This window comes from Pseudomonas sp. LFM046 (assembly GCF_000949385.2).
In the GTDB taxonomy this organism is placed as follows: Bacteria; Pseudomonadota; Gammaproteobacteria; order Pseudomonadales; family Pseudomonadaceae; genus Metapseudomonas.
The window spans coordinates 5,858,590-5,871,508 of the sequence record NZ_JYKO02000001.1 but is presented as its reverse complement, the minus strand read 5'-3'; the positions used below and the strand labels follow the sequence as shown (position 1 = coordinate 5,871,508).

Sequence of the window (12,919 nt, the reverse complement as noted above, 5' to 3'; positions counted from 1 at the left end):
GCATCAGGGGGCAGCTGCGCTGCCCTTGGCGAATGAATTCGCCCCTACAGAAAAGAAGTCCCTGCAAAAGGGATAGGTATCGCGCCCGTTAGTGCCGCATGCCATTCAGCACCAGCAGCAGCGCGGCGGTTTCCGCGTCCGGTTCGCCGTCGTAGAGACGCTGGCGGTACTTCATCTGGAAGGCGGCGATGACATTGCGGGTTTCCTTGTCCAGCTCACCGGTCTGGGGGGTGCTGTAGCCCTGGCGCGCCAGCTGCTGCTGGAACCAGCCGACCGTGGGCAGGGCCTGGGCGAAACGCGCCTGTTCGCGGGCCACGGCAGCGGCATCCGGCCAGGGGACGAGGCCGGCGTCGGCGAGGCGCTTCCAGGGGAACAGCGGGCCGGGGTCGACCTTGCGCTGGGGGGCGATGTCGCTGTGGCCGATGATGCTGCCGAGCGGCAGGTTGTGGCGTTTGACGATGTCCTTGAGGAGCAGGATCAGCGCGTCGATCTGCGCCTCGCTGTAGGGCTGGTAGACGCGACCGTCGGGCGTGTCCTGGTAACCCTCGTTGGCCAGCTCGATGCCGATGGTGCTGGCGTTCAACCAGGTGCGGCCCTGCCATTCGCTGACCCCGGCGTGCCAGGCGCGGCGGTTCTCGTCCACCAGGCGGTAGATCGTCGCCGGCTGCTCGCCGATCAGGTAATGGCTGCTGACGCCGTCGCGGGTGAGCAGGCGCAAGGAGCTGTCCAGATCGGTGGAGGTGTAGTGCAACACCACGTACTGCACGCGGCTGCTCTGGCTCACCGAGCGGTAGCTGTCGTCGATGCGCAGCCCGCCGGCGCAACCGCCGAGAAGGAGCAGGGCGAGGCTGAGGAACAGGGTCTTCATGGATTCAGGTGGAGGACGCTTTGCAGGTTGTCGAGCAGCATGTCGACGCTGAGCATGATCAGCAGCATGCCGGTCAGGCGTTCCACGGCCATCAGGCCACGGTCACCGAGGAAGCGCTGCAGGAAGGCCGCCTGCAGCAGGATGACGGCCGTGCAGGCCCAGGCCAGCACCACCGCGACATAGAGTTCCCAGAGCTCGCCCTGGTGGGTGTTGCGCAGGGTCATCAGCACCGCCAGGGCCGAAGGTCCGGCCACCGCAGGCGTCGCGAGCGGCACCAGCATCGGCTCGCCGCCGGGCAGGTCGCCGAGCACCCCTTCCGGGCGCGGGAAGATCAGCCGCAGGGCAATGATGAACAGGATGATGCCGCCGGCAATGGCGATGGACTCACGGGACAGGCCAAGGCCGCTGAGGATCTTGTCGCCGAAGGTGAGGAACAGCAGCAGCAGGGCCAGGGCGAACAGCAGTTCCCGCAGGGCCACCTTGAGGCGCCGCTGGGGCGCCACACCCTTGAGGGCGGCGATGAAGATGGCGATGTTTCCGAAAGGGTCGGTGACCAGAAAGATCAGGACGGCAATGCCTAGGATTTCCATGGGGGACTCCCCTCAACCAATGGGCAGAAGTGTAATGGGCGGCCACGCCGGCGTCGCGCGCAGGCAGTGCGGAAAGCGGCGAAGCTGTTGCGAAATCTTCCCGCCGGCGCACTGGCCGAAAAAGGGGCGGGGATTATAGCCTGGGGCCAGCATCGCAATCGGACATGGGGCTCCGAGGCCTGGATGAACGGCCACGTCGGGTTTTTCGCCTACGGTTAATGTTGTAGGCAGGGAGACCCAGCCGAGGAAGCCACCATGCGCCGCGCGCTGCTCTGGTTGAAGCAGGACCTCAGACTCGACGACCACCCGGCGCTGCAAACGGCTGTGCAGGCTGATCGGCTGTTGCCGCTGTATGTTTTTGACCCCGCGCTGCTGCGCCCTTCGCCCCTTGGCCCCCGCCGCCTGGGAGTGCACCGCGCGCGCTTCCTGCTGGAAAGCCTGGCGGCCCTGGATGCAGGCCTGCGCCAGCATGGCTCGCGGCTGATGGTGGTGCAGGGCCACGCCGAGCTGGTGATCCCGACGCTGGTGGAGCACCTGGGCATCGACGAGGTGCTGACCCTGGACGAGATGGCGCCCTACGAGCGCACCGAATTGCGCCGCGTTCGCCACGCCCTGGGAGTACCGCTGACCGAACTGCCGGGCAACAGCCTGCTGCGGGAAGAGGAGCTGCCCCGGCCGCTGCACGAGCTGCCTTCGGTGTTCAATCGCTTTCGAGACTTGATGGAGGAGCGCGTCCACGTCTTCCAGCCGCGTCCGGTGCCCCACGCCTTGCCACCCCTGCCCAGTGGTGCGGCGAGCCTGATGGAGCCGCTGCCGACCCTGTCCCGTCTGGGTCTGGGCGAGCCCCTCGGCGTGCCGGCCACGGCCTTCCCTTTCGCCGGTGGGGAACCTGCGGCCCTTGCGCGGCTGCGCGACTACCTCTGGGAGACCCAGGGGGTCCACCAGTATCAGGACACCCGCAACGGCCTGATCGGCAGCGAGTACTCCTCCAAGCTGTCGCCCTGGCTGGCCAACGGCAGCCTGTCGCCGCGCCGGGTGGCCGCCGAACTGCACCGGCTGGAATCGCAGCACGGCCGCAGCGACTCCACCCAGCAGCTGTGGATGGAGCTGCTCTGGCGTGAGTTCTTCCGCTGGACGATGCTGCGCTACGGCGGCGCCCTGTTCCGCGCGGACGGCCTGAAGGCCACGGCCCAGGCGCCGCGTAACCTCGACGAACGCTACCTGCACTGGTGCAACGGGCGCACCGGCATGCCACTGGTGGACGCCAACATGCGCGAACTGGTGACGACCGGCTGGATGTCCAGCCGTGGCCGGCAGGTGGTGGCCAGCTACCTGGTGAGTAACCTGCAACAGGATTGGCGCTATGGGGCGGCCTGGTTCGAGGAGCACTTGCTGGACTACGACCCGGCAAGCAACTGGGGCAATTGGGCCTACCTTGCCGGGGTGGCCAGCGATCCGCGCCGGGCGCGGGCCTTCAATGCGTTGCGCCAGGCCCTGCAATACGACCCGGACGCCACCTACGTCAGCCTCTGGCTGCCGGAGCTGCGCGCACTGCCGGTGGAGCATCGGCACACGCCCTTCATACTCAGCGAATTGCAGTTCGCCGGCCTGGATTACCCACGGCTGGAAACCATCCCGGAAAACTGGAAGCCCTACATGCCGAGCGCGGCCTGAAGCCGATCAACCCACCTGGGGCACGCCCAGGGCATCGGGCTCACTGCGGCCCGCCGACGGCTGGGAAGCCAGTTCGATCCGGTTTCGCCCCTGGTGCTTGGCTCGGTAGAGGGCTTCGTCGGCCCGCTGGAAGGCGGTGTCGCTGGACTCTCCGGCGATCATGGGGGTGAGCCCGGCGGAGAAGGTGATGGAGACCCGTTCACCCTTGAAGTGGAAAGGGCAGGCTTCCACGACCGAGCGCAGGCTCTCCAGCAGTTGCTGGCCACCTTCCGCCGGGGTCGCCGGCAACAGCAGGACGAACTCCTCACCACCAAAACGGGCGATGAAGTCGGTCTTGCGCACGCGCCGGCTCAGTTCGCCGGCGATGATCTTCAGCACCTTGTCGCCGGCCAGGTGGCCGAAGCCGTCGTTGATCCGCTTGAAGTGGTCGATGTCGATCACCGCCAGCAGCAGCTCGCCACCGTAGCGTTGCTGGCGCGCCATTTCGATATCCAGGCGTTCGTTCCAGGCCGCGCGGTTGGGCAGTCCGGTGAGCGGGTCGTGCAGGGCTTTCTGGCGCTGGGCCTCGAGATTCGTGTGGAATTCCTTGGCCTCTTCCTCCATGGACGCCACTCGCGTCATCAGGGACTGCAGGCGCTCACTCACTTCCTGCTCGCGGACGGAGCGCTGCTGCTGGTAGTGGTTCATGGTGTCGAGCAGACCATCGAGGCGCTGCTCCAGGCTCTGCTTCAGCTGATCGAGGTCGGAGGCTTCCTGGACGCTGGCCTGCAGGCCGCTGACTTGCTCGCGCAACTGGTCGTCCAGCGCGCGGACGCTGCCCAGGGAGTCTGCATAACCCTCCTGGGCCTCGCTGAGGTGTTCGAGGAACAGCGTCAGGCGCTGGTTGAGTTGCTTGAGGTAGCCGGCGAACTCCCGGTGGCCGCTGTCGGTAACCGCCAGCACCAGCACGCCGAGGTCATCCAGCACCGGCACCAGTTCGTACCAGTTGAGCCCGCCTTCCAGGCGCTGGCGCAGGGCGTCCGCCTGGGGTTGGTGATGCTCCGGCAGGTCCAGTTCGTCCAGCAGGGACCGCAGGGTCTCCGCCACATGGGGCGCGATGGCGCTATAGCCGGGCTCGGGCAAGGCGGGCAGGGCGTAGTCGGGGTCGCCTTCGCCGGTGATCAGGGACGCGGCCAGGGGCAGGCTGTCGAGAACATTGCTGCGCGCCGGAGCGGCCGGCATGACGGTCGGAGCAGGCGACTCCGCGGTCGGTATTTCAGCGGGTTCAGGTGTCGGAGCGGGCACCGCAGCCGGGGGTGCGTCGACGGGCGCGGGCTCGACAATCTCAGCGACAGCCGGCTGCTTCACCTCGGGCTGTTGGGCGACTGGAGCTGCGGCGGGCGCTTCTGCTGCCGTTTCATCGCGGCCACTGCCGAACAGGCGCTCCAGCAGGCCAGGGCGGGGCACCGATGCGTCTTCGCTGTACAGGGCCTGCAGGGCCTGACTCTGGAGTACACCCAGTTCGGCCAGCAGTGCTGGCAGTTCGCGGGACTGACGCGCACGCGCGTCGATCTGCTTGGAGAAACGCTTGAGGCCCTTGCGCACGTCCCGGGGCAAGTCGAGGTCGAGCAGGCGGCCCGCGATACCGGTCAGTGCGCTGACGTTCTGCTCCGCCCGCTGCTGGCGTCGCTGCTCGGAGTCCAGCACGGCCTTTTCCAGTCGCGGGATGAGCGCCGAGAGGCCGGCGTCCATCTGTTCGCCGCGGATGATTTCCCGCAATTCCTGCATGCACTGGTCGACCGCCTTGTCGGTGCCCTCGGCCGCGAGGGAGCTGCGCACCAGTCCGCGCTTCAGCAGGTCGAGGCGCGCGTCCCAGCGCTTCTCCAGCTTCTCCTGTTGCTCCAGGCTTTCCAGGTACTTGCCTTTCCAACGCTGGGCGTCGTCGCTCATGCAGGGATTCCGCGTTTGGGTTCGCTGAGGGCCAGGGGCAGGTCCGCCCTGAGTTCTTCGGGCAGGCGGATGTCCACCGCCACCGGCAGGTGGTCGGAAATGGGCTGGCTGAGCACGGCCACGCGTTCCAGGGTCAGGCTGGGGCTGAGCAGGATGTGGTCGAGGCAGCGCTGCGGCCGCCAGCTGGGGAAGGTGGCCTCGACCTGGGGCGCCAGGAGGCCGAGGTCGCGCAGGGGCGAGTGTTCCAGCAGGTCGTTGGCGTGGGTGTTCATGTCGCCCATCAGCACCAGGTGCCGGTAGCTGCCCACCCGCTCACGGATGTAGGCCAGCTGGCGGGCGCGGGTTCGGGCGCCGAGGGACAGGTGCATCATCACCACGGCGAGGGCGTCGCGGCCCTTGCCAAAGCGCATCAGGATCGCGCCACGGCCGGGCGGGCCGGGCAGGGGGTGGTCTTCCAGCAGGCTGGGCTGCAGGCGGCTGAGGAGACCGTTGCTGTGCTGGGCAATGCGCCCGAGGTTGCGGTTGAGCTGCTGGTACCAGTAGGGGAAGGCACCGAGCTGGGCGAGGTGCTCGACCTGGTTGACGTAGCCGGAGCGGATGCTGCCGCCGTCCACCTCCTGCAGGGCGACCAGGTCGTAGTCGCCGAGCAGGCTGCCGATGCGCTGGAGGTTTCCGGCGCGGCCCGTGTGGGGCAGCAGGTGCTGCCAGCCACGAGTCAGGTAGTGGTGGTATCGCTCGGTGCTGATGCCGACCTGGATGTTGAAGCTGAGCAGGCGCAGGCGGCCATCGGCGGGCAGCCTGCCCCTGTCGCATTGGGGATTGACCCGTGCATCGCACGAGCTCGCCGCCCGTTCACCCACCCAGCGTCGCAGCATCGGGCGAATGCGCCGCTTACTTCGCGGCGCGCTCCTTGTCGATCAGGTGCTCGGCGACCTTGAGGGTCTGCTCCGGGCCACCCGAGGAGCTGATGTCGAAGCGGTACTTGCCGTTGACGACCAGGGTCGGCACGCCGGTGATCTGGTAGGCCATGGCCAGCTTCTTGGCCTTCTCCATCTGGCTCTTCACGGCAAAGGAGTTGTAGGCCTTGAGGAAGGCGTCCTTGTCCACGCCCTGGGTGGCGAGGAACTCGGCCATTTCTTCCGGAGTGGCGAGCTTCTTGTGTTCCTTGTGGATGGCATCGAACACGGCTTTGTGGACCTGATGCTCGACTTTCATGCTTTCGAGGGTGATGAACAGCTGGCCGTGGACGTTCCACAGGCCGCCGAACATGGCGGGAATGCGCACGAAGTTGACGTCTTCCGGCAGCTTCTCGGTCCAGGGATTCAGGGTCGGTTCGAACTGGTAGCAATGCGGGCAGCCGTACCAGAACAGCTCCACCACCTCGATCTTGCCGGGGACAGCCACCGGAACCGGGCTGCTCAGCTCGACGTACTGCTTGCCGGCTTCGATTTCGTCAGCCTGGACAGCGCTCATGCCCAGCAGGCTAGCGCCGGCGAGAACGGCGGAAAGGATCAGGTTACGCATGCTTCGCTCCTTGAGGGGGGTAATAGGGCCGCGAGGGCCAGGATTCGACCTGCGGCAATACGGAGGGTTCCGGCCATTGTAGCGGCCCGGAGAACGAAAAAGGGTGGCCTGAGCCACCCTTGTTCAACTTCCAGACAACGGACCTTAGTGCAGGCCCTGGATGTAGCTGGATACCGCTTCGATGTCCTTGTTGCTCAGCTTGGCAGCGATGCCACGCATGATCATGCTGTCGCCATCGTTGGTGCGGTTGCCTTCGCGGAAATCGGTCAGCTGCTTGGAGACGTACTGGGCATGCTGGCCACCCAGGTGCGGGAAGCCGGCAGCCGGGTTGCCGGAGCCGTCGGGGGAGTGGCAGCCGGTGCAGGCAGGCATGCCCTGGTCCAGCTTGCCGCCGCGGAACAGCGCTTCACCACGAGCCACCAGCTTCGGATCGGCGGCGCCGACGCTGCCTTTCTGGCTGGAGAAGTAGGCGGCGATGTCAGCCAGGTCTTCGTCGCTGATGTTGGTCAGCAGGCCGGTCATTTCCAGCACGGTACGGTTACCGGCCTTGATGTCCTTCATCTGCTTGAGCAGGTAGCGCTCGCCCTGGCCAGCCAGTTTCGGGAAGTTCGGGGCGGCACTGTTGCCATCCGGACCGTGGCAGGCACCGCAAACAGCGGCTTTGGCCTGGCCAGCCTTGGCGTCGCCAGCGGCGTGGGCCATGCCGGTGATGCCCAGGGTCAACAGCAGACTCACGATTACTTTGTTCATCAGCTAATCCAATTACGGCTAAAGGGTAAAGGTGTTATGCACCGGGCTACTTTGATTGGCTCATCCACTGGATGACGGCTTTGTAGTCCTCGGCACTGCAATCCATGCACAAGCCTTTCGGCGGCATGGCGTTCAAACCATTGGTGACGCTCTGTACCAGAGTGTCCATGCCCTTGGCCAGGCGCGGCTCCCAGGCAGCCTTGTCGCCTTTTTTCGGCGCCATCGGCAGCTGACCGCTATGACAGGCACCACAGGCCCGGTTGAAGACCGCTTCCGGGTCCTGCGCCGCTTGCGCGGAGAAGGACAACGCCGCAAGGCTAGCGACGAGCAGCAATTTCTTCATGATCAACCTCATCGGGAGGGCATTGCCGCGCATTCTTCCGTGCGTCGGTCTTTGCCGTGGACACTTAGAACCCTGGGGGATAAAGCGCACACTAAATCTGCGGCATTATATACTGGCAATGCATAAACGGAAACGAAACCGCCCTATGCGACACCGCGTCGCACCCCCGTCTGGACTCCCCATGTCATTGAAGAACCCCATCCTCGGTCTGTGCCAACAGGCCCGCTTTCTCATCAGTGCCGCCAAGGTCGACCAGTGCCCGCCTGATACCGGCCTGGAGGTGGCTTTCGCCGGGCGATCCAACGCCGGCAAGTCGAGCGCGCTGAACACCCTGACCCACGCAAGCCTGGCGCGGACGTCCAAGACCCCGGGCCGCACCCAACTGCTGAACTTCTTCTCCCTGGACGAAGAACGCCGCCTGGTGGACCTGCCGGGTTATGGCTATGCGAAGGTGCCGATCCCACTCAAGCAACACTGGCAGCATCACCTGGAGGCCTATCTCAGCAGCCGCGAAAGCCTGGCCGGCCTGGTGCTGCTGATGGACATCCGCCATCCGCTGACCGATTTCGACCGCCTGATGCTGGACTGGTCCAGTGCCGGCCACATGCCCTTGCACATTCTCCTGACCAAGGCCGATAAGCTGGCCTTCGGTGCAGCGAAGAACGCCCTGCTCAAGGTTCGCCAGGAGATCCGCAAGGGTTGGGGCGATGGGGTATCCATCCAGCTGTTCTCGGCGCCCAAGCGCCAGGGCATCGAAGAAGCCCACGCCGTGCTGGCGCACTGGCTGCAACTGGATGAGCCGGAAGAAGAGGGCGAAGCCGACGCCTGAATTCCAGGCAAAAAAAACCCCGGACTTCGTATGGGGAGGGGGAAGTTCGGGGTCGAAGTCTGAACCGCTAGGGCGGGGTTCAGATATCTGCCAACACTAAACACAGCAATAGGAGCATCGAAAGGCTTCACCAGCCATTCATGTGTGTGACTCCCCCGCTTTGCAGAAAGTTCAGACCGCCCCTCAAAACAGTTCGCTATCAAATAAAACCTGTTTATTCGATCAGGAACTAAGCATCTGTTTCAGTCATGAAACAGATGCCCGCCCGAGTGGCGCACTCAGTGCGCTTCGTCCCAGTTGTCGCCCACGCCCACTTCCACCACCAGCGGCACGTCCAGCTCGGCAGCGCCGCTCATGAGCGGACGGATCTGCTCGCTCACCTGGGCCGCCAGATCCTCACGAACCTCCAGCACCAGTTCGTCGTGCACCTGGAGGATGACCCGGGCGTCCAGCCCGCTTTCCTGCAGCCAGTTATCCACCGCCACCATGGCGCGCTTCATGATGTCCGCCGCCGTGCCCTGCATGGGCGCGTTGATCGCGGTGCGCTCGGCGCCCTTGCGCATGGCCTGGTTCTTCGAGTGGATCTCCGGCAGGTACAGGCGGCGACCGAACAGGGTCTCGACGAAGCCCTGCTGAGCGGCCTGCTCGCGGGTGCTCTCCATGTACGCCAGCACGCCGGGGTAACGGGCGAAATAGCGGTCGATGTAGGCCTGGGCCTCTTTGCGTTCGACGCCGATCTGCTTGGCCAGGCCGAAGGCGCTCATGCCGTAGATCAGGCCGAAGTTGATCGCCTTGGCGCTGCGGCGCTGGTTGGCGCTGACTTCGTCCAGCGGCACGCCGAAGACCTCGGAGGCCGTGGCGCGGTGTACGTCGCGATCATGGCGGAAGGCGTCCAGCAGGCCTTCGTCCTTGGCCAGGTGGGCCATGATGCGCAGCTCGATCTGCGAGTAGTCCGCCGCCAGCAGCTTGTAACCCTTGGGCGCAACGAAGGCCTGGCGGATGCGGCGGCCCTCGGCGGTGCGGATCGGGATGTTCTGCAGGTTCGGGTCGGTGGACGACAGCCGCCCGGTCGCCGCCACCGCCTGGTGATAGGAAGTGTGGATACGCCCGGTGCGCGGATTGATCTGCTCCGGCAGCTTGTCGGTGTAGGTGCTCTTGAGCTTGCTCAGGGTGCGGTACTGCATGATCACCTTGGGCAACTCGTAGTCCTGCTCGGCAAGGTCCGCCAGTACGTTCTCGGCGGTGGACGGCTGGCCGGTGGCGGTCTTGGCCAGCACCGGCAGACCGAGCTTCTCATAAAGGATGGCGCCCAGCTGCTTGGGCGAACCGAGGTTGAACTCCTGCCCCGCCAGGTCATAGGCCTGGCGCTCCAGCTCCACCATCTTCTCGCCCAGTTCCAGGCTCTGTTGGCCCAGCAGCTTGCCGTCCACATAGGCGCCGTTGCGCTCGATGCGCGCCAGCACCGGCACCAGGGGCATCTCGATTTCCTTCAGCACCTTGGCCAGGGAAGGGATGACCTCCAGCTTCTGCCACAGGGTCTGGTGCAGGCGCAGGGTGACGTCGGCATCCTCGGCCGCGTAGGGGCCGGCCTGCTCGATGGCGATCTGGTCGAAGGTCAGCTGCTTGGCGCCCTTGCCGGCGATGTCCTCGAAACGGATGGTGCTGTGGCCCAGGTACTTGAGGGCCAGGCTGTCCATGTCGTGGCGGGTGGCGGTGGCGTCCAGCACGTAGGATTCGAGCATGGTGTCGAAGGCGATGCCCTGTACCGTGATCGGCGTGGAAGCATTGGCCAGGACGTTCATGTCGTACTTGGCGTGCTGACCGACCTTGGCTTTGTTCGGGTCTTCCAGCAGCGGCTTGAGCGCCTTGAGCACCGCATCGCGGTCCAGCTGCGCCGGCACGCCCATGTAGCTGTGGGCCAGGGGCACATAGGCGGCCTCGCCGGCCTCCACCGCGAAGGACACACCCACCACCTGCGCCTGCTGGGCGTCGATGCTGGTGGTCTCGGTGTCGAAGGCGAACAGCGGAGCGGCTTCCAGCTTCTTCAGCCAGGCGTCGAACTGGGCCTGCTCGAGGACGACGTCGTAACGCGCTTCCGCTTTGGCGGCCGGCGCCTCTTCCAGCGCCAGCTGCTCACCGCCGGACTTCGCCTGACGCTGCAGGTCGTCCAGCCAGGTCTTGAATTCCAGGGTCTTGTACAGCTCGGCCAGGGCGTCACGGTCCGGCTCGCCGGGGTGCAGGGCATCGATCTCGACGTTCAGCTCGACGTCGCACTTGATGGTGGCGAGCTTGTAGGAGAGGTAGGCCATGTCCTTGTGCTCTTCCAGCTTGGCTGGCAGGCCCTTGGCGCCCCGGATGGGCAGCGCCGGCACCTTGTCCAGGCTGGCGTAGAGCACATCGAGGCCGCCGCCCACACCGGTGAGCAGGCCGAGGGCGGTCTTCTCGCCGACGCCGGGCACGCCGGGGATGTTGTCCACCTTGTCTCCCATCAGCGCCAGGTAGTCGATGATGAGTTCAGGACCGACACCGAATTTCTCCTTCACGCCATCCACGTCCAGCGTGCTACCGGTCATGGTATTGACCAGCGTAATGTGCCCGTCGACCAATTGCGCCATGTCCTTGTCACCGGTGGAGATCACCACCGGGCGGCCGCCTGCCGCGCTTTGTCGGGCCAGGGTGCCGATCACGTCGTCCGCTTCTACACCTTCCACACAGAGCAACGGCAGGCCGAGGGCGCGCACGCTGGCGTGCAGGGGCTCCACCTGTACCCGGAGTTCGTCCGGCATCGAGGGGCGATTGGCCTTGTACTCGGCAAACATCTCGTCGCGGAACGTGCCACCCTTGGCATCGAAGACCACCGCGAAAGGGCTGTCCGGGTACTGTCGGCGCAGGCTCTTGAGCATGTTCAGCACGCCTTTCACCGCACCCGTGGGCAGGCCGGCGGACGTGGTCAGCGGCGGCAGGGCATGGAAGGCGCGGTACAGGTAGGAGGATCCGTCCACCAGGACGAGGGGGGCTTGGCTCATGCGCGAATTCAACCTTTATTCACCGGACCCGAAGTAGAATGGACCGATCATTGACGAGAAGGGACAAGGTTACCATGCGCGCACTGAACCGCCTTTTGCTGGCCTGCCTGCTGACAGCCACCCCAGTCGCCACGTTCGCCGCTGACGAGCCGTCCGCGGAACCGGACGTCACCATCCGCCAGGAAGGCGACAAGACCATCCAGGAATACCGCGTCAACGGCATCCTCTATGCCATCAAGGTCACCCCCAAGGGTGGCAAGCCGTACTTCCTCGTCCGCGCCGACGGCGACAACAACTTCGTCCGCTCGGATTATCCCGACATGCTCATCCCAGCCTGGGAAATCTTCAGCTGGTAACGCACACGCAACCCCGTAACAAGGTAGTCCAATGTCCGTATTCACCCCGCTCGAACGTCCGGAACTGGAAGCCTTCCTCGCCCCCTACGGGCTGGGTCGGCTGAAGGATTTCCAGGGCATTGCCGAAGGCTCCGAGAACAGCAATTTCTTCGTCAGCCTGGAGCAGGGTGAATACGTGCTGACCCTGGTGGAGCGCGGGCCCAGCCACGACCTGCCGTTCTTCATCGAACTGCTCGATGTGCTCCACGATGCGGACCTGCCGGTCCCTTTTGCCCTGCGCACCGAGGGCGGCGACGCCCTGCGCGAACTGGCGGGCAAGCCGGCGCTGCTGCAACCGCGCCTGGCGGGCAAGCACGTGCACCAGCCCAATGCGCACCACTGCGCCGAAGTCGGCACCCTCCTGGCGCGCCTGCACCTGGCCACCCGCGACCGGGTACTGGAGCGCAAGAGCGATCGCGGCCTGGACTGGATGCTCAATGAAGGCCCGGCCCTGGCCCTGCAGTTGGACGAAGTCGCCCTGCCGCTGCTGCGCGATGCGCTGAAGGAAATCGGCGCGGTGAAGGAACGTTTCCTCGCCCTGCCACGGGCCAACCTGCACGCCGACCTGTTCAAGGACAACGCGCTGTTCGACGGCCCCCACCTGTCCGGGGTGATCGACTTCTACAACGCCTGCTCCGGGCCGATGCTCTACGACCTCGCGATCTGCCTGAACGACTGGTGCTCGGACGAGGAAGGCCGCCTGGATGCCCACCTCGCCCGCCCGCTGCTCGGTGCCTACGCCGCCTTGCGCCCTTTTACGGCCGCCGAAGCCGAACTCTGGCCCACAGCCCTGCGCATCGCCTGCGTGCGCTTCTGGCTGTCCCGCCTGATCGCCGCCAACGCCTTCGCCGGGCAGGACGTGCTGATTCACGATCCCAACGTATTCCAGGTGAGGTTGGCGCAGCGGCAGCGGGTCGAGCTGCCGTTGCCGTTTGCGCTTTGAGGCTTCGCCAGGGGCACTAGCCTGTAGGGGCGAATTCATTCGCCAAGG

At 65.6% G+C, this 12,919-nt stretch carries 12 protein-coding genes; 4 read left to right on the top strand and 8 right to left on the bottom strand.

Features of this window, described 5'->3' with window-relative positions:
* Positions 1–88: 88 nt before the first annotated feature.
* On the bottom strand, positions 89–868 hold the full coding sequence (locus TQ98_RS27040; protein ID WP_044873414.1) for an N-acetylmuramoyl-L-alanine amidase: 780 nt from the start codon (positions 866–868) through the stop codon (positions 89–91).
* Positions 865–1,458, bottom strand: a complete 594-nt coding sequence (locus TQ98_RS27035) for a MarC family protein (protein WP_044873413.1) — start codon at positions 1,456–1,458, stop codon at positions 865–867. The genes TQ98_RS27040 and TQ98_RS27035 overlap by 4 nt, the downstream gene beginning before the upstream one ends.
* Before the next feature lie 255 nt (positions 1,459–1,713).
* On the opposite strand from TQ98_RS27035, the gene TQ98_RS27030 reads away from it, so the two are divergent.
* A complete protein-coding gene (locus TQ98_RS27030; protein WP_044873412.1) occupies positions 1,714–3,132 on the top strand; it encodes a DASH family cryptochrome in 1,419 nt (472 codons plus the stop codon).
* 6 nt (positions 3,133–3,138) lie between these two features.
* Here TQ98_RS27030 and TQ98_RS27025 read toward each other — a convergent pair whose 3' ends face one another.
* From TQ98_RS27025 to TQ98_RS27005, 5 genes are all read right to left on the bottom strand, one after another.
* Entirely contained in the window at positions 3,139–5,061 is a 1,923-nt protein-coding gene (locus TQ98_RS27025) for a GGDEF domain-containing protein (protein WP_044873411.1), read from the bottom strand.
* A complete protein-coding gene (locus TQ98_RS27020) occupies positions 5,058–5,936 on the bottom strand; it encodes an endonuclease/exonuclease/phosphatase family protein (protein WP_044873410.1) in 879 nt (292 codons plus the stop codon). The genes TQ98_RS27025 and TQ98_RS27020 overlap by 4 nt, the downstream gene beginning before the upstream one ends.
* A 16-nt stretch (positions 5,937–5,952) precedes the next feature.
* The gene (locus tag TQ98_RS27015) at positions 5,953–6,585 is read right to left on the bottom strand and encodes a thiol:disulfide interchange protein DsbA/DsbL (protein WP_044873409.1); all 633 of its coding nucleotides are present in this window, start codon (positions 6,583–6,585) and stop codon (positions 5,953–5,955) included.
* Between the two features lie 144 nt (positions 6,586–6,729).
* A complete protein-coding gene (locus TQ98_RS27010) occupies positions 6,730–7,335 on the bottom strand; it encodes a c-type cytochrome (RefSeq protein ID WP_044873408.1) in 606 nt (201 codons plus the stop codon).
* 46 nt (positions 7,336–7,381) lie between these two features.
* Positions 7,382–7,678, bottom strand: coding sequence for a c-type cytochrome (locus tag TQ98_RS27005; RefSeq protein ID WP_044873473.1), 297 nt, complete (start codon positions 7,676–7,678; stop codon positions 7,382–7,384).
* 181 nt (positions 7,679–7,859) lie between these two features.
* On the opposite strand from TQ98_RS27005, the gene yihA reads away from it, so the two are divergent.
* Complete coding sequence (gene yihA, locus TQ98_RS27000) at positions 7,860–8,507, top strand: ribosome biogenesis GTP-binding protein YihA/YsxC (protein WP_044873407.1); 648 nt, start codon at positions 7,860–7,862, stop codon at positions 8,505–8,507.
* A 278-nt stretch (positions 8,508–8,785) separates the two neighbouring features.
* Here the strand turns inward: yihA and polA are convergent, their stop codons facing one another.
* Positions 8,786–11,533, bottom strand: a complete 2,748-nt coding sequence (gene polA, locus TQ98_RS26995) for a DNA polymerase I (RefSeq protein WP_044873406.1) — start codon at positions 11,531–11,533, stop codon at positions 8,786–8,788.
* 74 nt (positions 11,534–11,607) lie between these two features.
* Here polA and TQ98_RS26990 point away from each other — a divergent pair, with 74 nt between their 5' ends.
* Both TQ98_RS26990 and TQ98_RS26985 read left to right on the top strand, forming a co-directional pair.
* Positions 11,608–11,889, top strand: a complete 282-nt coding sequence (locus TQ98_RS26990; RefSeq protein ID WP_044873405.1) for a DUF2782 domain-containing protein — start codon at positions 11,608–11,610, stop codon at positions 11,887–11,889.
* Between the two features lie 31 nt (positions 11,890–11,920).
* Positions 11,921–12,871 (top strand): homoserine kinase, encoded by a 951-nt coding sequence (locus TQ98_RS26985; protein ID WP_044873404.1) that lies wholly within the window; start codon positions 11,921–11,923, stop codon positions 12,869–12,871.
* Positions 12,872–12,919: the final 48 nt, after the last annotated feature.